Consider the following 22,301-nt stretch of genomic DNA (forward strand, 5'->3'; position numbering starts at 1 on the left):
GCGGGATTTTTTTCCAGGTTCCGGGCGCCTATGCCAGGCGCCGGGCTCCCGCGCTCGGTACGGCCGGAAAGATGCGGGGGGCGATATGGCCCGCCGCGGCGAACGCCTTGGTGACCGCGGTGCCGATGTGCTCGGCGGCCGTCCGCTCGGCCAGCACGAGGGCCGAACCGCCGAAACCTCCGCCGGTCATCCGGGCGCCCAGCGCGCCCGCCGCGAGGGCCGTGTCGACCGCGAGGTCCAGTTCGGCGCAGGAGATCGCGAAGTCGTCGCGGAGCGAGGCGTGTCCGGCGGTCAGCAGGGGGCCGATCGCGCGGATCTCGCCCGCGTCGAGGCGGGCGATGACCTCTTCGACGCGGTGGTTCTCGGTGACGATATGGCGTACGAGGTCCCGGACGGCGGGGCCGGTGCCGGGGGCGGGGGCGGGGCCGGTGCCCGGCTCGTCGTCGAGCCGGGCCAGTGCCTCGGGAAGGTGCGCGTACGGCACATCGCGCAGGGCGCGCACACCGAGCGCCCGCGCACCGCTCTCACAACCGGCGCGCCGCTGCGCGTATGCGCCGTCCCCCAGTTCGTGTTGGACGCAGGTGTCCACGACGAGCAGCTGGAGCCCCTCCGCCGCCAAATCGAACGGCACTTGACGCCGGGTGAGGTCCCGGGCGTCGAGGAAGAGGGCGTGGCCCTCGGTGCAGCAGGCGGCGGCCGTCTGGTCCATGATTCCGACGGGCACGCCGACGAAGGCGTTCTCGGCGCGCTGGGCGAGGCGGGCCAGACGCGGGCGGTCCAGCCCGAGGCCGTAGAGGTCGTTGAGGGCGAGCGCGGTGACGACCTCCAGGGCGGCGGAGGAGGAGAGGCCGGCGCCGGTGGGCACCGTGCTCTCGTAGTGCACGTCCGCGCCGCCCACCGGCAGTCCGGCCTCCCGCAGGGCCCAGACGATGCCCGCCGGGTAGGCGGCCCAGCCCGCGCCGGGCGCGGGCCGCAGGTCGTCGGTGCGCAGTTCCACGATGCCGCCGTCGGCGCCGCCGGAGTGCAGCCGCAGCATGCCGTCCGGGCGGGCCGAGGCGGCGGCGACCGTGGTGTGCGGCAGGGCGAGCGGCAGCACGAAGCCGTCGTTGTAGTCGGTGTGCTCGCCGATCAGGTTGACCCGGCCGGGCGCCGCCCACAGTCCCTCGGGGGCGGCGCCGTAGACGGCGCGAAACCCTTCGGCCGCCGCTGCCTGCGTCGTGCTCACTCCTCGGTCGCCCTCTCCCGCTGCTGTGCGAACTGCCAGGCGTCGGCGACGATCCCGGCGAGGTCGGCGCGGCTGGGGCGCCAGCCGAGCCGGTCGACGGCGGTCTTGGCGGAGGCCACCAGGACGGCGGGGTCGCCGCCGCGGCGGGGGGCGATGACCTCGGGGATGGGGTGTCCGGTGACCTTGCGGACGGTCTCGATGACCTCGCGCACGGAGAAGCCGTTGCCGTTGCCGAGGTTGCAGATCAGGTGCTCGCCGGGGGTGGCGGCGTCCAGGGCGAGGAGGTGGGCCTCGGCGAGGTCGGCGACGTGGATGTAGTCGCGGATGCAGGTGCCGTCGGGGGTGGGGTAGTCGTCGCCGAAGACGGAGATCGCCTCGCGGCGGCCCTGGGCGACCTGGAGGACGAGCGGGATCAGATGCGATTCGGGGTCGTGGCGCTCGCCGCAGCTGCCGTACGCGCCGGCGACGTTGAAGTAGCGCAGCGAGACGGCGGCCAGGCCGTGGGCGGCGGCCTCCCCGCTGATCATGTGGTCGACGGCGAGCTTGCTGGCGCCGTAGGGGTTGGTCGGCGCGGTGGGCGCGGACTCCGTGATCGGGATCTGCTCGGGCTCGCCGTAGGTGGCCGCGGTGGAGGAGAAGACGAGCCGGCGCACGCCCGCCTCGCGCATGGCGGCCAGCAGCTCCATGGTGCCGCCGACGTTGTTGTCCCAGTACTTCTCGGGCTTGACGACGGACTCGCCGACCTGGGAGAACGCGGCGAAGTGCAGGACGGCGTCGTACGAGGCGTCGAGCCATTTGCCGGCGTCGCGGATATCGCCCTCGACGAAGGCGGCGCCCGCGGGGACGCCCGCACGGAAGCCGGTCGACAGGTTGTCCAGGACGGTGACCTCGTGTCCCGCCTCCAGCAGATGCTGGGCGACGACACTTCCGACGTAACCGGCCCCACCCGTCACCAGGTACTTGCTCATGACTCGCTCGCTACCTCTCGCAGTCGCTCGGCCGCGGCCTCCGGCGGCACATCGTTGATGAACACGTTCATGCCGGATTCGGAACCCGCGAGGAACTTCAGCTTGCCGGAAGTCCGGCGAATGGTGAAAAGCTCGAGGTGAAGGGCGAAGTCAGCGCGCTGCGGGGAGCGCACCGGAGCCTGGTGCCAGGCGGCGATGTACGGCGTCGGCGGCTGCCCGTTTCCGAAGATCCGGTCGAAGCGCCGCAAGACTTCCAGATAGAGCTGTGGGAACTCTGTGCGGGCGGCGTCGTCCAGGGCCGACAGGTCGGGGACGCGCCGCTTGGGGTAGAGGTGCACCTCGTACGGCCAGTGGGCGGCGTACGGGACGAAGGCCACCCAGTGCGCGCCGTCGAGGACGATCCGGCGGCCGTCGGCCAGCTCGTCGGCGACGACGTCGTCGAAGAGGTTGCGGCCGGTGGTCTCGCGGTGGGCGGCCAGGGAGGCGAGCATCCGCTCGGTGCGCGGGGTGACGAAGGGGTAGGCGTAGATCTGGCCGTGCGGATGGCCGAGGGTGACGCCGATCTCGGCGCCGCGGTTCTCGAAGCAGAAGACCTGCTCGACGCCCGGGAGTTGGGAAAGTTCCGCGGTGCGGTCGGTCCATGCGTCGAGGACGAGGGCGGCCTGCTCGTCGGTGAGGTCGGCGAAGGAGGCGTCGTGGTCGGGGGTGAAGCAGACGACCTCGCAGCGGCCGCCGTCGCCGGCGAGGGAGGGGAAGCGGTTCTCGAAGACGGCGACGTCGTAGTCGTCGGCGGGGATCTCCGAGCGCCGCCCCTCGCGCGAGGGGCACAGCGGGCACTCGTCGGCCGGGGGGTGGTAGGTGCGGCCCTGACGGTGCGAGGCGACGGCGACGCGGTCGCCCAGCAGGCGGTCGTGGCGGATCTCGGAGGCGGTGGCGACGGGGTCCAGGGGGCGGGGGTCGGTGGCGTCGCGTACGGCGTCGTCGCGTGCGTCGTAGTAGATCAACTCCCGGCCGTCCGCGAGCCGGGTCGTCGTCTTCTTCACCAAGAGCTCCTCACCCTGTACGGCCTCGCCCTGCACGGCAGACACCACACAGCGACCAAACATAACCAAACACAATGAAGCACAAGTGAACAGACGCGTCAATCTGAGGCCGCACCCGGGGGCGGGCCCGGATCCGGGCCGAAATCTTGCGGTCGAGCGGCCGGACATAGCCCCCTAAACACTCACCAATCCCCTCCACCCCCATCACGATCCAACAACTCAACCGAACAAAACTGTTCAGTTTCTGACCGCCCGCGCGTAGCTTTCTGTGCGTTCCCATCGCTCCCGAGAAGGCGAGCCACGCCATGACCACCCTGGCCGAAGACCTCCGGCTGCCCACCAACGGGCTCGACTACACGCTGCTGGCCCTCTACTTCGTCGTCGTCCTCGGCATAGGTTTCGCGGCCCGGCGCAGCGTGAAGACCAGCCTGGACTTCTTCCTCTCCGGCCGGTCGCTGCCCGCCTGGGTCACCGGCCTCGCCTTCGTCGCGGCCAACCTGGGCGCCACCGAGATCCTCGGCATGGCCGCGACCGGCGCCCAGTACGGCGTCGCCGTCGTGCACTGGTACTGGATCGGCGCCATCCCCGCCATGGTCTTCCTGGGCCTGGTGATGATGCCGTTCTACTACCGCTCCCGGGTCCGCTCGGTCCCCGAGTTCCTGCTCCAGCGGTTCGACAGGTCCGCGCATCTGCTCAGCTCGGTGCTGTTCGCCTTCGCGGCGATACTGATCGCGGGGGTGAACCTCTACGCCCTGTCGATCGTCGTCGAGGCGCTGCTGGGCTGGCCGCAGTGGGTGGCGATCGTCGTGGCGGGCCTGTTCGTCCTCGCGTACATCACCATCGGCGGACTGTCCTCGGCGATCTACAACGAAGTGCTCCAGTTCTTCGTCATCCTCGCCGCGCTCATACCCCTGTGCATCATCGGCCTCAAGCGCGTCGGCGGCTGGGGCGGCCTGAGCCACTCCCTGGAGTCGTCGCACGGCCACAACTTCCTCACCGCCTGGGGCGGTACGGGCATCGGCGACGCCAACCCGCTCGGCGCGAACTGGCTGACGATCATCCTCGGCCTGGGCTTCGTCCTCTCCTTCGGCTACTGGACGACCAACTTCGCCGAGGTGCAGCGCGCACTGTCCGCCAAGAATCTGAGCGCGGCCCAGCGCACCCCGCTGATCGCCGCCTTCCCCAAGATGTTCATCGTCTTCCTGGTGATGATCCCCGGCCTGGTCGCCGCCGTCCTCGTCCCCAAGCTCGGCGGGCCCGGCTCCGGTCTGACGTACAACGACGCGATCCCCTACCTGATGCAGGAGCTGCTGCCCAACGGCGTGCTCGGCATCGCCGTCACCGGGCTGCTCGCGGCCTTCATGGCGGGCATGGCGGCCAACGTCTCGTCCTTCAACACCGTGTTCACGTACGACATCTGGGCGAAGTACGTGAAGACGGACCGCGAGGACGGCTACTACCTGCGCTTCGGCCGCCTCATCACCGCGATCGGCGTGCTGGCCTCGATCGGCACGGCGTTCATCGCCTCGTCCTTCTCCAACATCATGGGCTACCTCCAGACGCTGTTCTCCTTCTTCAACGTCCCGATGTTCGTGGTCTTCATCATCGGCATGTTCTGGAAGCGCGCCTCGATGAAATCGGGCGTCTGGGGCCTGCTCGCCGGTACCACGGCCGCGATGGTCAACTACTTCTGGATCTACAAGCAGGGCATCATCGCCATCCCCACCGACCAGGGCGCCAACTTCGTCTCCGCCATCGTCGGCTTCGTCGCCGGTGCCGTCGTCATGGTCGTCGTCACCCTCTTCACCGCCCCCAAGCCGGAGGCGGAACTCGCGGGCCTGGTCTACGGGACGACCGCCCCCGGCCTGGAGGAACCGCCCGCCGCGGGCGACGACGCCTGGTACCGCAAGCCGGCCCTGCTCGGCTGGGGCGCGCTCGTCCTGGCCGCGGCCTGCTACCTGCCGTACTCCCTCTGACGTGCTCCCCCCGATCTGCTCCGCCCCTCTGCTCCACTCCGCCCTGCTCCACTCCGCCCTGCTCTACTCCCTCTGACGACCGGAGGCGTGAACCTCATGTCCGACCTTCAGCGCGAAGTCTCCGAACTGGAGCGCACATCCGCCACCGCGGCCCGGCTGTTCGACATCCGGCTCATCATCGGCGGCCTGTTCACCGTCTACGGCGTGATCGTCACCGTCGCCGGATTCACCGCGTCCGACGCCGACCTGAAGAAGGCCGAGGACATCAACATCAACCTCTGGACGGGCCTGGGCATGCTCGTCCTCGGCCTCTTCTTCCTGGCCTGGATGAAGTTGCGGCCCGTCATACCGCCTACTGCGGAGGAACTCGCGGCGGCCGAGGAGGCACCGCCGGCGCACTGAGCCGAGGGAGACGGGCGCCCGGCCCGGACCGGCGCGGACGGGTTCGGACGGGCCGGGAGTCCGCTGGCATGGCCATGTAATCGCCAGCGGTTATGGTGCTCCCGCAACATGTCCAGGCGCGCTCCGGCGTGCAATGAAGGCGAAGGTCTCACCGTGTCCGATCTGGGGCGCCTCGTAGCGGGTCGGTACCGGCTGGTGGAGCGGGTGGGCCGCGGCGGCATGGGCACCGTGTGGCGGGCCGAGGACGAGGTGCTCGGCCGGCACGTCGCCGTCAAGAAACTGCACGTCCCGCCACATCTCCAGGACGACGAGATCCGCAAGCTCTACGAGCGCACCCGCCGGGAGGCCCGCAGCGCCGCCCGGATCACCCACCCCAATGTGATCGTGGTGCACGACGTCGTCGATGACGAGGGCCTGCCGTGCATCGTCATGGAGTACATCCCCTCGGTCACCCTGAGCGACGTCCTGAAGCGGCAGGGCGCGCTGCCGGTCGGCGAAGTGGCCCGGATCGGCCGCATCATGGCCGCCGCGCTGCGCGCCGCGCACGCGGCCGGGGTGCTGCACCGGGACGTCAAGCCCGCCAACGTGCTGCTCGGGAACGACGGGCGCATCGTCCTCACCGACTTCGGTATCGCCGTGGAGTCCGGCACCCCGTCGCTGACCAGGACCGGGGAGCTGCTCGGCTCGATCCAGTACCTCGCCCCGGAACGCCTGCGCACCGGCATCGCCGAGCCCGGCCCCGCCTGCGACCTGTGGTCCCTCGGAGCGACGCTGTACCAGGCGGTCGAAGGCCGCCACCCCTTCCAGCGCGACACCCCGATCGAAACGGCGTACGCCATCGCCGCCGAGACCTACGAACCCCCGCGCAACGCCGGGGACCTGGCCCCGGTGATCGACGGCCTCCTGGTGAAGGAGCCGGCCCGGCGCATGGCCGCGGACGAGGCGGAACGGCTTCTGGATGCGGCTACGGGGGCGGGGGCCGTAACCGGGACCTGTGCCGAGGCCGGGACCGCGCCCGTCGAGCGGCCCACAGGGCCCGAACGCGTGGCAACGCCCGCAACAGCGCCCACGGCAACGCCCGTAGCAGCGACTGCGGCCCCCGCCCGAGGCGGCGGCAGGCGCGGCAGCCGTACGGCCCTGTGGTGTGCCTCCGCAGCGGTGGTCGCCGCCGTGACCGGTGGCGTACTGCTGTGGCCCGAGGACGGCGCCGCGTCGACGACCCCCCAAGCATCCCCGTCCGGCCCCGTCACCCACTCTCCGGACCCGAACCCCTCCCCGCCGCCACCGCTTCCCGCCGGCTACCACCTCCAGAAGGCCGGCCAGGGCTTCTCCGTCCCCGTACCGGACGGCTGGAGGCGCAAGAACGTGCCCGGCGGCGAAATCGCCTACCTGGACCCGACCGGGCGGGTGGGCCTGAGGGTCGACGTCGTCGAGTTCGCGGGATCCGACCCGCTCCAGCACTGGCATGACACCGAAGAGGCCCAGACCCGTCGCGACAACCCGGGCTATGAGCGGGTGCGAATGGGCCCCACGACCTTCCGAGGCCGCCCCGCCGGATACTGGGAGTTCACCTTCAACGGCCAGCTGCGGGAATACCGCGCGGTGGAGATCGCCTTCTCCGGCACCGACGGCACGCAATACGTCGTCTACCTCTCCGCCCCGAACGCCCAATGGACCACCTACCGGCCGGTGTTCGACACCGCCGTCAAGGGAATCCGTCTTCGCGGCTAGGTCGTGTCCGATGAGTCGTGGCGCCCCGCCTCGCGGTGGACCGTTTCCCTCGATACGGGGCGGGGTGATCTCGCTGGTGCCTCACGGCTCCTGACCCATCGGACACGCCGTAGCCCCGTCCAACGGGGCCCGTGACCCTCAACAGGATCCGCGCCTGGCTGAAATGGTCCTCTGGCGCCCTCCTGCCCGGCTCCCGCATAACTGCGGCATGACGACCATGAGCGAGCAGACCACCGACCAGCGTCCCCTGCACGAGCGCGTCGCTGCGGATCTGCGGCACGAGATCCTCTCGGGAATCGTCCTCCCGGGCGCCGCCCTGCTGACAGCGGAACTTCGGGAGCGGTTCGCCACGTCGAGCGCGACCGTGGCACGAGCGCTCCACATACTGCGCGAGGAGCGCCTGGTCACCAGTTGCGCCAACATGGCGAACAAGGCGCCGGACTCGGTCGTGATCGAGCACCGTCAGCGGACCATGCAACCCGCGCGGAGCTTGGCCCCGGCTGATCCGGGGCAGCCCTTCCGTTGGGTTACCGAGGCACGAAGGCGCGGGGTAAGCGCCAACTGCGTGCTGCTGGACGTCAAGCCCGTGCCCGAGCCTCCGGCCCATGTCGCGCAGGCGCTCGGACTGAACGCAGGCAACCCTGCCCTCCTGCGCTCCCAGCTCCTGACGTTCGACAACGAGCCGGCCGCACTGGTCAAGGCCTACTTCCCACTACAGATCGTCCACGGCACCGCGATGACGGAACACCGCAAGATCCGCGGAGGCACCTCCACCCTCCTGGCCCGGCTGGGCTATCCGCCGCGCCGGTGCGTGGACTCCGTGTCCGCCCGAATACCCACCCAAGAGCAGCACGCCCTCCTGAAGCTGCCACCCAACGTGCCGGTCCTGCGCACCTTCCGAGTGGTCTACAGCGACAACGACCGACCCGTGGAGGCCCACGACACGGTCGAGGCCGGTCACCTCTACGAATTGCAGTACGAGTTCTCACAGGTCTTGTAGAGGGGCCTGGCTAGTAGAGGGGCCTGGCTATCGGTACCCCTGCTCCGAGGAGTCGGTGACGGACCCCTCGGACAGGGCACAGCCCCGGTTTCGGCCGCTTTGGCGCATCCGCCGTCTCCCGCCCAGGCTCAGCGTCGACCGGGTCTCCGCCCGCGTACCCACTCAAGAGCAGTACGAGGCCCTCCACCTTCCCAGCAACCTGCCCGTCCTTCGGACCCTGCGCGTCGTCTACAGCGACCATGAACGGCCCATCGAGGCCACCGTCATGGTCAAGGCCGGTCATCTCTACGAGCTTCAATACGAGTTCACGCCGGAGTGAAGCCGCCCTTGCCGGAAATGTGGGCAAGCGTGGGTCGCCCCGGCTATGGGGACGACGAACGGCTCATGACCGGCGGGCCACGATGTTCTCCGCTGCCGGAGCGCAGGGTGATGTGGCATCCATCCGCCCGCGTCAGCGCCTCGTGCCGACCGTTCGATAGCTCAGCGCCACCGCGAACTGCCAGTGGTCCGAAGTGCTGGACAGGGCAGGGGCCTGACGGGTCAGTGCGTCGAGTCCGGTTCGGTGGTCGTCTCCACCCACCGCGGCCACGGGCCTTGAGCAAGAGCTGCCATTCATCCCCGTGCCGAACTCGCCGTGATGCCAGAAGACGGACGTCACCGGACCAATGATCTGCGCTCCTGCCGCGAGCCGAGCTGTCACGACCGACTGGGCCAGCTTTACGGCTGCCTCGCGGCTCTCTGCCGCTGTCGATACCTGAAGGAAGTCAGCCGTGCGGCGAGCCTAGCCCCGCTCTTTCGTCAATGGCGGCGTGGCACGACTTCGCTGCTGTGGGGGGTGGGTGGTGGGATTCCACGCCCTGGCGGTAGGCACCCACGCACCCGACCACATCACGACGGCGTTGCCCCGTCACGCCCCCGTGACGCCGTCGATGCCCTCCCGGATCAGGTCGGCGTGGCCGTTGTGGCGTGCGTATTCCTCGATCATGTGGACCAGGATCCAGCGCAAGGAGACGCCCTGGTCGCCGACGTGTCCGGCCTCATGGTCCGGGAGACTGCCGGAATCGTCCAGCGATGCATCGGCGATCAGTTCGCGGCCCCGTGCCACTTCCGCGCGCCAGACGGGCAGTACCTCATCGATCCCACGGCCGGGGGCGAGCGCGAAGCCGTCGCCTGTGCCCTCTTCGTACACCGGCGGAACGTCGCGGCCGGCGAACACCCGCTGGAACCAGTTGCGTTCCACCTCCGCCATGTGCTGGACCAGTCCCAGCAACGTCATCGGCGACGGTGCTGCCGCAGCCAGGCGCAGCCGGTGGTCGTCGAGCCCTTCGCACTTCAACGCGAGGGTCGCCCGGTGGAAGTCCAGCCAGCTTTCCAGCATGGCTCGTTCGTCGGCGTACGGGGGCGGGATGGGACGGCCGTCCGGTGTCATAGCCATGCACGTCACCCTTGCACAGGTCGCAGACGGGCTCCCAGGAAACCGGCGCGCGACGGGGACCCTGGCCCGCCGTCCGCCCCCGGCTACTCGCTCCCCAATCCCGCGTCCTCCTCCGCGTCCTCCTCCGCGTCCTCCCCCTCGCCCGCCTCCGCGCCCCCCGCACCCGCGGCCCGTGCCGCCCCGTTCCGTACCGCCCGTTCCAACAACCCCGTCCGCGCCGCCAGCGCCGCCGCCTCCAGCCGCGAACCCACCTCCAGCTTCATCAGGACCCGTTGGACGTGGGTGCGGGCGGTGCTCGGGGCGATGGACATGCCGGCGGCGATCAGGCGGGTGTCCTCGCCGTCGGCTACCCGCATCAGGACCTCGACCTCGCGTGGGGTGAGGAGTTGGAGGAGGCGGGCACCCTCGTCGTCGGGTTGGGCCGCCGGGTGCAGGAGTTCCTCGAAGGCCTGCTGCAACAGCAGGGGGGAGACCGCCGCTTCGCCGGCGCGCGCCTTGAGCATGGCGCGCTCGACGCCCTCGATCCGTTCGTCGTTACGGACATAGCCGGACGCCCCGGCGGCGAAGGCGGCCGCGATCCCGCGGGGGCTGGGCACCGGGCCCAGCACCACCACCGAGATCTGCGGCCGTTCTTTCTTGATCCGTACGACGGGATCGAAGACGCCGGGCGCCGCGGGCGCGGCACAGCCCAGCAGGCACACCTCAGGCGCCCGGCTGACCACCAGGTCCGCGGCGCCGGCGCTCGGCGCCGCGGCCGCCAGGACGCGGTGTCCGCGCAGCTTCAGAGCCGAGGCCAACGCCTCGGCGAGCAGCCGGTGATCGTCGACCACCATGAGCCGCACGACCATCGAGAACCCCCTCACCTCCCGGCGCGGGGCCCGCCCCCGGCCTTCGCCGGGTCCCTATTTGTCCCGCGCATTGTCCCCGGGAAGCTACACGCTCGGCCGACGCCGCGCGCCCCCTCCTCGGGGTAAGACCCCCAAAATGCGGGCTTCTTGGCCAATCCCGGCCGAGAGCCGCTCCCGCGGCCCCGGGCCCGCGCCGTCAGGCGTCCTCGGCCAGCTCCAGCCAGCGCATCTCCAGCTCCTCGCGCTCACCGGCCAGTTCCCGCAGCTGGGCGTCGAGTCCGGCGACCTTCTCGAAGTCGGTGGCGTGCTCGGCGATCTGGGTGTGGAGCTTGGTCTCCTTGTCGCCGATCTTGTCCAGCTGCCGTTCGATCTTCTGGAGTTCCTTCTGTGCCGCGCGGTTGACGGCCGCGGTCTTCTTAGGCGCGGCGGACTGCGGGGCGGGGGCCGGTGCGGCGGCCTCGACGGCCTTGCGGCGGCGTTCGAGGTACTCGTCGATGCCGCGCGGGAGCATCCGGAGGGTGGCGTCGCCCAGGAGCGCGTGGACCCGGTCGGTGGTGCGCTCTATGAAGTACCGGTCGTGACTGATGACGACCAGCGAGCCGGGCCAGCCGTCGAGCAGGTCCTCCAGCTGGGTCAGGGTCTGGATGTCGAGGTCGTTGGTGGGCTCGTCGAGGAAGAGGACGTTGGGCTCGTCCATCAGCAGGCGGAGGATCTGGAGGCGGCGGCGCTCACCGCCGGAGAGGTCGCCGACCGGGGTCCACTGCTTCTCCTTGGTGAAGCCGAACTTCTCGCAGAGCTGGCCGGCGGTCATCTCCCGGCCCTTGCCGAGGTCGACGCGTTCGCGGATCTTCTGGACGGCCTCCAGGACGCGCCAGGACGGGTCCAGCTCGGCGACCTCCTGGGAGAGGTAGGCAAGTTTGACGGTCTTGCCGACGACGATCTTCCCGGCCGCGGGCTGCGCCTCGCCTCCCGTACGGGCCGCCTCGGCCAGCGCGCGCAGCAGCGAGGTCTTGCCGGCGCCGTTGACGCCGACCAGGCCGATCCGGTCGCCGGGGCCGAGCTGCCAGGTCAGGTGCTTGAGCAGTTCCTTCGGCCCGGCCTGGACGGTGACGTTCTCCAGCTCGAAAACCGTTTTGCCGAGGCGGGAGTTGGCGAACTTCATCAGCTCGGCGGTGTCGCGCGGCGGCGGCACGTCCGCGATCAGTTCGTTGGCGGCCTCGATGCGGAAGCGGGGCTTGCTGGTACGGGCCGGGGCGCCGCGCCGCAGCCAGGCCAGCTCCTTGCGCATCAGGTTCTGCCGCTTGGCCTCTTCGCTGGCCGCGATCCGCTCCCGCTCGGCGCGGGCGAAGACGTAGTCGCTGTAGCCGCCCTCGTACTCGTGGATCGCGCCGCGCTGGACGTCCCACATCCGCGTACAGACCTGGTCGAGGAACCAGCGGTCGTGGGTGACGACGACCAGGGCGCTGCGGCGGGCCCGCAGATGGCCGGCCAGCCACGAAATGCCCTCGACGTCGAGGTGGTTGGTGGGCTCGTCCAGGACGATCAGGTCCTGTTCGGCGATGAGGAGTTTGGCCAGGGCGATGCGGCGGCGCTCGCCGCCGGAGAGGGGGCCGATGACGGTGTCCAGGCCCTTGTCGAAGCCGGGCAGGTGGAGGTCGCCGAAGAGGCCGGTCAGGACGTCGCGGATCTTGGCGTTGCCGGCCCACTCGTGGTCGGCCAGATCGCCGATGACCTCGTGCCGGATGGTGGCGGCCGGGTCGAGGGAGTCGTGCTGGGTGAGGACGCCGAGGCGCAGGCCGCCGCTGTGGGTGACCCGGCCGTTGTCCGCCTCCTCCAGTTTGGCCAGGATCCGGATCAGGGTGGTCTTGCCGTCTCCGTTGCGGCCGACGACGCCGATCCGGTCCCCCTCGTTGACGCCGAGCGAGACACCGTCGAGCAGGGCACGGGTTCCGTAGACCTTGCCGACGGCTTCCAGATTGACGAGGTTGGTGGCCATTGCGCTCCTTGCTGCCGGCCCGCGCGGCTCCTGATCGGCGCGCGCTCGTGGGGCAACCACCAGGATCCCACGGAGCCGCCCGGAGGCCGAAAGCCAGGCTCAGGCGAGGGTGGCCCCCGGCGCCGGGGAGTCCGCGAGGCGTACGGACCGGCAGGTGCCCGACGCCGTCAGGGCCGCCGCGACCTCCTGCGCCGCCTGGTGGTCCTTGACCAGGAAGGCGGTGGTCGGGCCGGAACCGGAGACCAGGGCGGCCAGGGCGCCCGCGTCCGTACCGGCGGCGAGGGTGGCGCGCAGGTCGGGCCGCAGGGACAGCGCGGCCGGCTGGAGGTCGTTGGCCAGGGTGCCGGCGAGGGCGGTGGCGTCGCCGGCCTCCAGGGCGGCCAGCAGGGCCGGGTCGGCCTCCGGCTCGGGGACGGCGGTGCCCTCGGTCAGCCGGTCGAACTCGTGGTAGACGGACGGGGTGGACAGTCCGCCCTCGGCGATGGCGAAGACCCAGTGGAAGGCGCCGCCGACCGGCAGCGGGGTCAGCTGCTCACCGCGGCCGCGGCCCAGCGCCGCGCCGCCGACCAGACTGAACGGCACATCGCTGCCCAACTCCGCGCAGATCTCCAGGAGTTCCTCGCGGGTGGCGCCCGTCGACCAGAGGGTGTCGCAGGCGAGCAGGGCGCCGGCGGCGTCCGCGCTGCCGCCCGCCATACCGCCCGCGACGGGGATGTCCTTGTTGATGTGGACGTGGACGTGCGGTGCGATGTCGTGGCGGGCCGCGAGCAGCTCGGCGGCGCGGGCCGCCAGGTTCGCCGCGTCCAGCGGGATCTGGTCGGCGTCATGGCCCTCGGCGGTGATCCGCAGGGCGTCGGAGGGGGTGACGGTGATCTCGTCGTAGAGGCCGACCGCGAGGAAGACGTTCGCCAGGTCGTGGAAGCCGTCGGGCCGGGCCGCGCCGACCGCCAGCTGCACATTGACCTTGGCCGGTACCCGTACGGTGACCGCCGCACCGCTCGTCCCGCTTGCCCTCATCCGCCGTCTCCCTGTCGCTTGTTCTCCGCAATCCGCGCGAATTCCTCGACAGTAAGCGCCTCGCCCCGCGCCTGCGGGGAAATCCCGGCCGCCACCAGCGCGGCTTCCGCCGCGGCGGCCGAACCGGCCCACCCCGACAGCGCCGCCCGCAGCGTCTTGCGCCGCTGGGCGAAGGCGGCGTCGACCACCGCGAAGACCTCGTCCCGGCTCGCCGTCGTCTCCAGCGGCTTCTCCCGCCGTACGAGGGAGACCAGCCCGGAGTCGACGTTCGGCGCGGGCCAGAAGACGTTGCGGCCGATCGCGCCGGCCCGCTTGACCTCGGCGTACCAGTTGGCCTTGACCGACGGCACGCCGTAGACCTTGTTGCCGGGGCGGGCGGCGAGCCGGTCGGCGACCTCGGCCTGGACCATGACCAGGGTGCGGTCGATGGTGGGGAAGGTCGCGAGCATGTGCAGCAGGACGGGGACCGCGACGTTGTAGGGGAGGTTGGCGACCAGCGCGGTGGGCGCGGGGCCGGGCAGCTCGGTGACGTGCATGGCGTCGCGGTGCACCAGCGCGAAGCGGTCGGCGCGCTCGGGCAGCCGGGCGGCGACGGTGGCGGGCAGCGCGGCGGCCAGCACCTCGTCGATCTCGACGGCGGTGACCCGGTCGGCGGCCTCCAGCAGCGCCAGGGTCAGCGACCCCAGCCCGGGCCCGACCTCGACCACCACGTCGTCGGGGCGCACCTCGGCGGTGCGCACGATCCGGCGGACGGTGTTGGCGTCGATGACGAAGTTCTGGCCGCGCTGCTTGGTGGGCCGTACGCCCAGCGCGGCGGCCAGCTCCCGGACATCGGCGGGCCCGAGGAGGGGGCCGGAATCGTCGCTACTGCTGCTGTTGCTCACCCGTGAAGCTTACGGCCCGTCCCCGCAGGTCCTCACCCGTGCAGCCGGTGCCCGCAGACCGGCCAGGGGCTCGCGCCCCGCGTCAGATACAGCTTCTTCGCCCGGTAGGTCTGCTCGTCGGCGGGGGCGTCCTGCGGGCGGCCGCTGCCGCCAAGGGCGTGCCAGGTGCCCACGTCGAACTGGTAGAGCCCGCCGTAGTTCCCCGACGCATCGACCGCGTCCGGCCGCCCGCCCGCCTCGCACCGTGCCAGATCGTCCCAGGCCAGGTTCTCGGCGCCGGCGACGGTGTCCGGCAGCGGCCGGGTGCCGAGGTGCACGATCTGCGGGCGGGGCCGGCGCACCACCTCGGCGGCCGTCCGCCGCGGCTTCTGCCGGACGCCGTTGACGGTGCGCAGCCGGTAGGTGACCCGCCGCACGCCGGGCCGCCCCTGCTGGACCACGGATTCGGTGCCGCGGGCCAGCGTGGGGTCGTGCCGGGTGACCGTACGGAACGGGATCGGCTCCTCGCGGACCTCCTTGCGGCCGGTGATCCGCAGCACCGAGATGCTCTGCCCCTCGCGCGGGAAGCTGTCCGGCGGCACCGAGGTGGTGTCCTCGCCGTGCAGGGCGAGCCCGGCCTGCGCCAGCGCCTCGCGGACGGTGGCGGCGTTGGTGCGCAGGCGGTGCTCGCGGCCGTCGGCGAGGAAGGCCACGGAGCGTTCGGTGCGCACGGCCAGTTCCAGGCCGTGCCGCTCGATGCGGCGGGAGCGGGAGCTGGAGAGGTAGGCGCCCTCGGCCCGTACGCCGAGCTGGTGCAGTGCGCCGTCGACGGTCTCGGCGCTGGTCCACACCCGCTGCTGCTGTCCGTCGAGGGTGAGGACGACGGGGCGGCGGTGCCGGACGACGACCTCGTCGCCGCTGTGGAGGACGTCACCGGGGGCGGGGGCGACGATGTCGTGCGGGCCGACGGGCAGCTCCTCCTCGGCGAGCAGGTCCTCGACGCCGTGGGCGAAGGTGTGCAGGGTGCGGGGTTTGCCGTCGACGGTGAGGCGGACGGCCTTGTCGTGGGCGATGAAGGCGGTGGTGCCGCCGGCGAGGAAGGCCACGACCAGGGCGCGGGGCACCAGTCGCCGCAGGGTTTCGGAGCGCCGGGAGGCGCGCCTGCGACGGCCGTGTGCGGCCCGGTGGCTGCTGGGTGAAGGACTCACGACGCTCCCGATGCCACAGATCCGTATCCGGTATCCGGTTGACGGGCGGAGGGTAGCGGGAGCGGCGGTCACTCTCCAAAGTCGTTCGATTACCCAGCGCGCTGCGGGGTGTGCGGGCCGGTGGCCGCGACGGGTGGGTCAGTAGGCGAAGGCGCGCGCCGTGTTCGCCGCGACGGCCGAGGCCAGCGCGTCCTCGGTCATCCCCTTGACCTCGGCCATCGCGCGCAGGGTCAGCGGAATGAGATACGGCGCGTTCGCTCGTCCGCGGTACGGCGCGGGGGTGAGGAAGGGGGCGTCGGTCTCGACGAGCACCAGTTCGGGCGGGGCGACGGCGAGGGCGTCGCGCAGCGGCTGGGCGTTCTTGAAGGTGATGTTGCCGGCGAAGGACATGAAGTAGCCGGCCTCGGCGCAGATCTTTGCCATCGCGGCGTCGCCGGAATAGCAGTGGAAGACCACCCGCTCGGGCGCGCCCTCCTCCCGCAGGATCCGCAGGACGTCGTCATGGGCCTCGCGGTCGTGGATCACCAGGGCCTTGCCGTGCCGTTTGGCGATCTCGATATGGGCGCGGAAGGACCGCTGCTGGGCGGCCATGCCCTCGGGGCCGGTGCGGAAGTAGTCCAGGCCGGTCTCGCCGACGCCGCGGACCTCGGGGCGGGCGGCCAGCGCGTCGATCTCCGCGAGCGCCGCGTCCAGGGCGGTCTCCCCGCCGGGCTCCCGCGCGCCCTGCCGCGACCAGCCGTCGGGATCGCCCAGCACGATCCGCGGTGCCTCGTTGGGATGCAGCGCGACGGCCGCGTGCACGCTCTCGTGGGCGGCGGCGGTGTCGGCGGCCCACCGCGAACCGGCCAGATCGCAGCCCACCTGGACGACCGTGGTCACCCCGACCGAGGCGGCCTTGGAAAGCGCCTCCTCGACGGTGGTCTCCTGCATGTCGAGGTGGGTGTGCGAATCCGCGACCGGGACCCGCAGCGGGGCGGGCAGCGGCGGCGGGGTGGTCTTGTCGTCCTGCGGTGCCATGGCCGCGATCCTACGAGGACCGCGGCCACGGTCCGCGGGCGGTCACTTGCGGTGGTGCTGGAAGGGGTGCAGCAGGTCGGAGAGGTGCCAGTGGTGACGCCCGGCGTCCTCGTCGCCGTCCGTACGGTCCTCGGCCGCCTCGGAAGGGGCGGCCGATTTCTTTGCGTTCTTGGCGTTCTTCGCGTTTTTCGCGTGACCGCCCTGGCGCTGATGCATGTTCGCTATCGCGTCCGAGACCATCGAGACCTGGCCCGCGCGCATGATCCTGACGACGTTACTGCCGCAGCTCATGCACAGGGGCCGGGTCAACGGGGACGGCACACGCTCGCCGTCCGCGTAGTAGACGACGTGGAGCTCGCCCTTGGCGTCGACATGGTGCTCTATTTCGTACGCCTGCTCCCAGCCGTGGCCGCACTTCATGCAGGCATGGGCATACGCCTCATGCGCCGCAGGCTCGGCCGACCGGGGAAAAGGGGAAACTCCGCGCGGGGTTGCAGTACTGGTGGTCTTGGCGATGTCGCTCATGTGCGCTCCCTCTTGTCCACAGGACAAGGCAAGGTTCCGGGACCGTACGTCCCACACCTAGTGGACGCCCTTTCCGGCCAGATGCGCAGCTCAGCTGCTTGCTATTGGCCCAGATTTGACAGGTGGCAGGGAAAACACCCGGCTGCGCGAGGACTGCCTTTACCTTCCAGGCTAGCCATTTACCTGCCCGTGGGTCGGTTCTGGGCGAGCGGCGTTTTTGGCCGCGACCACCGCGTCGAAAACCTGTCGCTTGGGCAGCCCCAGCTCCGCCGCAACCGCCGCAATGGCCTCCTTGCGCCGCTCCCCCGCCTCCTCGCGCACCCGCACCCTGCGCACCAGCTCCTCGGGGCCCAGCTCCTGCGGACCGGCCTCCGGAGCGCCCTCGACCACGATGGTGATCTCGCCCCGTACGCCCTCCGCGGCCCACTGCGCCAGCTCCCCCAGCGGCCCCCGCTTGACCTCCTCATAGGTTTTGGTCAGCTCGCGGCACACCGCTGCCCGCCGCTCCGCGCCGAAGACCTCGGCCATCGCGGCCAGGGTGTCGTCCAGCCGGTGCGGCGCCTCGAAATAGACCAGGGTGCGGCGCTCGCCGGCCACCTCGCGCAGCCGCGAGAGCCGCTCGCCAGCCTTGCGGGGCGGAAAGCCCTCGAAGCAGAAGCGGTCCACCGGCAGACCGGACACCGCCAGCGCGGTGAGCACCGCGGACGGGCCCGGTACGGCGGTGACCTTCACCCCGCGCTCCACGGCCGCCGCCACCAGCCGGTAGCCGGGGTCGGACACCGACGGCATCCCGGCGTCCGTGACCAGCAGCACCCGCGCCCCGCCGGCCAGCGCGTCGGCCAGCTCCGGAGTGCGCGCCGCCTCGTTGCCCTCGAAGTACGACACGATCCGCCCGGCCGGCTGGACCTCCAGCGCCTGGGTCAGCCGGCGCAGCCGCCGGGTGTCCTCGGCGGCGATCACATCGGCGGCGGCCAGCTCGGCGGCCAGCCGCGGCGGCGCGTCCGCGATCTCACCGATGGGCGTCCCTGCAAGTACCAGCGTTCCAGTCACGCCCCCATCCTCCCAGGGCGGCACGACCCGCCGCGGAGGGTGGGCCGGGACAGGAGCCGTCGTCGGTTCCCGAGGTTCTGCTGACCGCCACCCCGACGGCACGGCGCCCCGGTCCGCGGCGCCGACCGCCGGTCCACAGAGTGCTTCCCTACGATGGGCCGGGTGACGAGTGACACCACCGCGACCGAGACCGGCGCGCACCGCACCGGGCACCCGGACCGGCAGTCGGCCGTGTGGCAGCTGCGGCTGCGCCGCTTCGGCTACCGGGGCCGCCCGCACGGCGATCTGCGGACGCGGCTGGTGGCCCCCTACCCGGCGCCGGCGCTGCGGCTGTGGGCGGCGCTCGGCGTGGGCCCGGACGCCGCCGTACGGCTGGCGCGCCGGGCGGCCTGGGCCGGCCCGCTCCTGGTGGCGCTGGTCGCGGGCGTGCTGCGGTTCTGGCATCTGGGCAGTCCGCACGACGTGATATTCGACGAGACGTACTACCCCAAGGACGCCTGGTCGCTGCTCCAGTACGGCTACGAGGGCACCTGGGACAAGAACGCCAACGCGGCGCTGGTCGCCCCGCACCCCAAGATCCTGCTCTCGCCCCAGGCGTCGTACGTCGTCCATCCCCCGATGGGCAAATGGCTGATCGCCCTCGGCGAGTGGGCGTTCGGCATGAACCCCTTCGGCTGGCGCTTCACGGTCGCCCTGCTGGGCACCCTGTCCGTCTTCCTCGTCTGCCGCATCGGCCGCCGCCTGATGCGCTCCACCGCGCTGGGCTGTCTGGCCGGTGCGCTGCTGACGGTCGACGGGCTGCATTTCGTCATGAGCCGCACGGCCCTGCTCGACCTGATCGTGATGTTCTGGGTGCTGGCCGCCTTCGGCTGCCTCCTGGTGGACCGCGACCGCACCCGGGCCCGGCTGGCCGCGGCGCTGCCGATCGGCGATGGGGGCACCTCCCGTTCGAGCGGAGCCGAGAATGGGGGAGGCATGTTGCGGCCGGACGACACGGTCGGCGACCGCTTCCGCCTCGGCTGGCGCCCCTGGCGTATCGCGGCCGGTCTGTGCCTGGGGCTGGCCTCCGCCACGAAGTGGAACGGCCTGTACTACATGGCCGCCTTCGCCCTGATGTCCGTCCTGTGGGACGTGGCCGCCCGCCGCATCGCCGGCGCCCGCCACCCCTTCCGCGCCATGCTGCGCCGCGACGCCGCCCCCGCCTTCGGCGCCACCGTCGTCGTCGCCCTGGCCACCTATCTGGCCTCCTGGTCCGGCTGGCTCTTCACCAAGGGCGGCTACTACCGCGACTGGGCCACCACCCCCGAGGGCCGCGCCGGCTCGTGGACCTGGCTGCCGGACTGGCTGCGCAGCCTGTGGCACTACCAGACCGAGGTCTACGCCTTCCACACCGGCCTGACCACGCCGCACACCTACCAGTCCAACCCGTGGAGCTGGCTGGTCCTGGGCCGCCCCGTCTCGTACTTCTACAAGGACCCCGCCGCCGGCCAGCAGGGCTGCACCGCCGCGGAGGGCTGCGCCCGCGAGGTCCTGGCGCTGGGCACCCCACTGCTGTGGTGGGCCGCCTGCTTCGCCCTGCTCTACGCCCTCTACCGCTGGGCCTTCCGGCGCGACTGGCGGGCCGGCGCCATCGCCTGCGGCGTCGCCGCCGGCTACCTCCCGTGGTTCCTCTACCAGGAACGCACGATCTTCCTCTTCTACGCCGTCGTCTTCGTGCCGTTCCTGTGCCTGGCGCTGGCGATGATGGTCGGGGCGATCATCGGCCCGCCCGGCGCGAGCGAACGCCGCCAGACGATCGGGGCGGTGGGCGCGGGCGTCCTCGTCCTGCTGATCATCTGGAACTTCATCTACTTCTATCCGCTCTATACCGGAATGCCCATTCCGAAGTCGGCATGGCACAACCGGATGTGGCTGGACAGCTGGGTGTGACGGCCGGGTGGCCACTGCCGCGGCCCGGCAGCCGGATGTAGCGGCCGTCACAGTGTGAAGGCCGGATGTAGCGACCGTCACAGCCGTAAAGCAGCGCGTCACCGGACCGTTCTCCGATCGAGACTGCCCGGGAGCCGTTGACTTCCCCGTGTCCCTTAGAGTGCGACGGACGTTCTTGTGTGCGTATTCGGGAACGAGCTCTCTGGGAGGGGATCGGTGGCATGCGCCGCGAGGTGAAGTACGGGCTGATCGGCGGATCGGTGGCCCTGGTGGCGGGAGTCGTCGGCGGCCTCACGCTGTTCGGCGGCTCCGACGACGGTTCGACCCAGCAGGTCACGTCGGCGGACGCCAAGTCGGGCGCTGACAAGCCGCACGTCAAGACGGGGCCGCTCACGGCCGAGGAAGTGCACGCGACATCGCAGGAATTCCTGAAGTCCTGGCAGAGCGGCGAGGCCGCCAAGGCCGCCGGGCTGACGGACCAGCCCACCGCCGCGGAGAGCGCGCTGGCGTCCTTCAGCAAGCAGGCACGCTTCTCGAACGTGACTGTGACGCCGGACACACCGTCCGGCGACAAGGTGCCGTACACGGTCACCACCCAGATCGACTACAACGGCAAGAAGGTGCCGTACTCGTACCGCACCGCCGCCACCGTCCAGCGGAACAAGACCACCGGAAAGCCGCAGATCGCCTGGCAGCCGGCGATCCTGCACCCGGACCTGGCCAAGGGCGACGAGCTGCGCACCGGCGAGGCCGAGGCGCCGCCGATCAAGGCCGTGGACCGCAGCGGCACCGAGCTGACCGCCAAGGCGTACCCCTCGCTGGCCGGGGTCCTCGACAGCCTGCGCGACAAGTACGGCAGCAAGACCAACGGCAAGCCCGGCGTGGAGCTGTTCATCCACCGCGCCACCGCCGCCAAGCCCGCGGACCAGCAGCCCGACAAGACGCTGAAGGTGCTCTCCAAGGGCACCCCGGGCACCTTGAAGACCACCCTGGACGCCAAGCTCCAGGCGGCGGCCGAGAAGGCCGTCGCGGGCAAGAAGGAGGCGTCCGCCGCCGCGGTCAAGCCCAGCACCGGCGAGATCCTGGCGCTGGCCTATTCCCCGGCCAAGGACTTCAACACGGCCACCCAGGGGTCGTACGCCCCCGGCTCGACGATGAAGGTCGTCACCTCGGCGCTACTGATCGACAAGGGTCTGACCGCGCCGGACAAGAAGAACCCCTGCCCCAAGTACGTCACCGTCGGCGGCTGGAAGTTCCAGAACCTCAACAAGTCCGAGATCAAGGACGGCACCTTCGCGCAGAGCTTCGCCGCGTCCTGCAACAACGCCTTCATCTCGCACGCCAAGGACCTCCAGGACGACGACCTGACCAACGAGGCCCGGGACGTCTTCGGTATCGGCCTGAACTGGCAGACCGGTATCCCCACCTTCGACGGTGCGGTGCCGGTGCAGCACGACGCGCAGATGGCGGCGTCGCTGATCGGCCAGGGCGGCGTACGGATGAACCCGCTGAACGTCGCCACGCTCGCCGCGACCGTGCAGTCCGGCTCCTTCCACCAGCCGTACATCGTCGCGCAGTCCCTCGACAACCGGACGTTCGCCAAGGCCTCGGGCAGCTTCAAGTCGGGCACCCAGGCCGCGCTGAAGTCGCTGATGAAGCTGACCGCGACCTCCGGTACGGCCGCCGAGGCGATGGCCGGGATCAGCGGTGACGTCGGCGCCAAGACCGGTTCGGCCGAGGTCGACAACCAGAAGAAGCCCAACGCCTGGTTCACCGCCTACCGCGACGACCTGGCCGCGGCGGCCGTCGTCCCGGCCAGCGGCCACGGCGGCTCCAACGCGGGCCCGCTGGTCCGCGCGATCCTGACGGCGGGCTGAGCTTCGGGCCGAGCCTGCCGCCGAACTCCGGTCGGGGTGCCTTCGGGCGCCCCGCCCCGGTGCTTTTCGGGTGCCCCGCCCGGACGTCCTCAGGGGTGGGGCACACCACATCCCACCTGCCGGAATTGCTCCACATGGCCCGTACAGCCTTCGCTAGCGTGCGGGCCATGACCGTTTCCGCCGCCCCCCTG

18 protein-coding genes and 2 pseudogenes are annotated in these 22,301 nt (G+C 71.2%); 7 read left to right on the forward strand and 13 right to left on the reverse strand.

All coding sequences use genetic code 11. The features are described from left to right. Positions 1 to 28 precede the first annotated feature (28 nt). The 3 genes from galK to galT are packed head-to-tail and all read right to left on the reverse strand — an operon-like array spanning position 29 to position 3,236. Complete coding sequence (gene galK / locus B1H19_RS17320) at positions 29 to 1,225, reverse strand: galactokinase (RefSeq protein ID WP_203237173.1); 1,197 nt, start codon at positions 1,223 to 1,225, stop codon at positions 29 to 31. Next, entirely contained in the window at positions 1,222 to 2,193 is a 972-nt protein-coding gene (gene galE, locus B1H19_RS17325) for a UDP-glucose 4-epimerase GalE (protein WP_083105588.1), read from the reverse strand. Before galE ends, galK begins: the two co-directional genes overlap by 4 nt. Next, positions 2,190 to 3,236 carry a galactose-1-phosphate uridylyltransferase gene (gene galT, locus B1H19_RS17330; protein WP_083109710.1) on the reverse strand — a complete coding sequence of 349 codons (1,047 nt, stop codon included), beginning with the start codon at positions 3,234 to 3,236 and terminating at the stop codon, positions 2,190 to 2,192. Before galT ends, galE begins: the two co-directional genes overlap by 4 nt. A gap of 305 nt (positions 3,237 to 3,541) precedes the next feature. Here galT and B1H19_RS17335 point away from each other — a divergent pair, with 305 nt between their 5' ends. The 5 genes and pseudogenes from B1H19_RS17335 to B1H19_RS17355 all read left to right on the forward strand — a co-directional run. Then, positions 3,542 to 5,212, forward strand: coding sequence for a sodium:solute symporter family protein (locus tag B1H19_RS17335; RefSeq protein ID WP_083105589.1), 1,671 nt, complete (start codon positions 3,542 to 3,544; stop codon positions 5,210 to 5,212). A gap of 96 nt (positions 5,213 to 5,308) precedes the next feature. Beyond that, positions 5,309 to 5,614 carry a hypothetical protein gene (locus B1H19_RS17340; protein ID WP_083105590.1) on the forward strand — a complete coding sequence of 102 codons (306 nt, stop codon included), beginning with the start codon at positions 5,309 to 5,311 and terminating at the stop codon, positions 5,612 to 5,614. A 153-nt stretch (positions 5,615 to 5,767) separates the two neighbouring features. Further along, positions 5,768 to 7,345, forward strand: a complete 1,578-nt coding sequence (locus tag B1H19_RS17345; RefSeq protein ID WP_083105591.1) for a serine/threonine-protein kinase — start codon at positions 5,768 to 5,770, stop codon at positions 7,343 to 7,345. A 208-nt stretch (positions 7,346 to 7,553) separates the two neighbouring features. Beyond that, a complete protein-coding gene (locus tag B1H19_RS17350; protein WP_083109711.1) occupies positions 7,554 to 8,345 on the forward strand; it encodes a GntR family transcriptional regulator in 792 nt (263 codons plus the stop codon). Between the two features lie 118 nt (positions 8,346 to 8,463). Beyond that, positions 8,464 to 8,664, forward strand: a pseudogene (locus tag B1H19_RS17355) (UTRA domain-containing protein); the annotation flags it as partial. Between the two features lie 268 nt (positions 8,665 to 8,932). Here B1H19_RS17355 and cutA read toward each other — a convergent pair. The 10 genes and pseudogenes from cutA to rsmI form a co-directional block, all read right to left on the reverse strand. Then, positions 8,933 to 9,060, reverse strand: a pseudogene (gene cutA, locus B1H19_RS39825) (divalent cation tolerance protein CutA); the annotation flags it as partial. 192 nt (positions 9,061 to 9,252) lie between these two features. Next, entirely contained in the window at positions 9,253 to 9,780 is a 528-nt protein-coding gene (locus B1H19_RS17365) for a DinB family protein (RefSeq protein WP_107426031.1), read from the reverse strand. A gap of 83 nt (positions 9,781 to 9,863) precedes the next feature. Continuing rightward, on the reverse strand, positions 9,864 to 10,628 hold the full coding sequence (locus tag B1H19_RS17370; RefSeq protein WP_237289357.1) for a response regulator transcription factor: 765 nt from the start codon (positions 10,626 to 10,628) through the stop codon (positions 9,864 to 9,866). Between the two features lie 196 nt (positions 10,629 to 10,824). Continuing rightward, positions 10,825 to 12,624: an ABC-F family ATP-binding cassette domain-containing protein gene (locus B1H19_RS17375; protein WP_083105594.1), complete on the reverse strand. Its 1,800-nt coding sequence runs from the start codon at positions 12,622 to 12,624 to the stop codon at positions 10,825 to 10,827. A 99-nt stretch (positions 12,625 to 12,723) separates the two neighbouring features. After that, positions 12,724 to 13,641, reverse strand: a complete 918-nt coding sequence (locus B1H19_RS17380) for a 4-(cytidine 5'-diphospho)-2-C-methyl-D-erythritol kinase (protein ID WP_083105595.1) — start codon at positions 13,639 to 13,641, stop codon at positions 12,724 to 12,726. Continuing rightward, positions 13,638 to 14,525: a 16S rRNA (adenine(1518)-N(6)/adenine(1519)-N(6))-dimethyltransferase RsmA gene (gene rsmA, locus B1H19_RS17385; protein WP_083105596.1), complete on the reverse strand. Its 888-nt coding sequence runs from the start codon at positions 14,523 to 14,525 to the stop codon at positions 13,638 to 13,640. The genes B1H19_RS17380 and rsmA overlap by 4 nt, the downstream gene beginning before the upstream one ends. A gap of 32 nt (positions 14,526 to 14,557) precedes the next feature. Next, on the reverse strand, positions 14,558 to 15,712 hold the full coding sequence (locus B1H19_RS17390) for a resuscitation-promoting factor (protein WP_083105597.1): 1,155 nt from the start codon (positions 15,710 to 15,712) through the stop codon (positions 14,558 to 14,560). 138 nt (positions 15,713 to 15,850) lie between these two features. After that, on the reverse strand, positions 15,851 to 16,729 hold the full coding sequence (locus B1H19_RS17395) for a TatD family hydrolase (protein WP_083105598.1): 879 nt from the start codon (positions 16,727 to 16,729) through the stop codon (positions 15,851 to 15,853). 42 nt (positions 16,730 to 16,771) lie between these two features. Next, entirely contained in the window at positions 16,772 to 17,254 is a 483-nt protein-coding gene (locus B1H19_RS17400; protein WP_083105599.1) for a hypothetical protein, read from the reverse strand. A gap of 171 nt (positions 17,255 to 17,425) precedes the next feature. Then, on the reverse strand, positions 17,426 to 18,304 hold the full coding sequence (gene rsmI, locus B1H19_RS17405) for a 16S rRNA (cytidine(1402)-2'-O)-methyltransferase (RefSeq protein WP_083105600.1): 879 nt from the start codon (positions 18,302 to 18,304) through the stop codon (positions 17,426 to 17,428). A 153-nt stretch (positions 18,305 to 18,457) separates the two neighbouring features. Between rsmI and B1H19_RS17410 the strand changes: the two genes are divergently transcribed. Together B1H19_RS17410 and B1H19_RS17415 are read left to right on the forward strand one after the other, a co-directional pair. Beyond that, positions 18,458 to 20,233, forward strand: coding sequence for a dolichyl-phosphate-mannose--protein mannosyltransferase (locus B1H19_RS17410; RefSeq protein ID WP_083105601.1), 1,776 nt, complete (start codon positions 18,458 to 18,460; stop codon positions 20,231 to 20,233). A 221-nt stretch (positions 20,234 to 20,454) separates the two neighbouring features. Further along, positions 20,455 to 22,110 (forward strand): penicillin-binding transpeptidase domain-containing protein, encoded by a 1,656-nt coding sequence (locus B1H19_RS17415; protein ID WP_083105602.1) that lies wholly within the window; start codon positions 20,455 to 20,457, stop codon positions 22,108 to 22,110. The last annotated feature ends 191 nt before the right edge of the window (positions 22,111 to 22,301 follow it).

Origin of the sequence: Streptomyces gilvosporeus (assembly GCF_002082195.1) — a bacterium.
GTDB lineage: Bacteria > Actinomycetota > Actinomycetes > Streptomycetales > Streptomycetaceae > Streptomyces > Streptomyces gilvosporeus.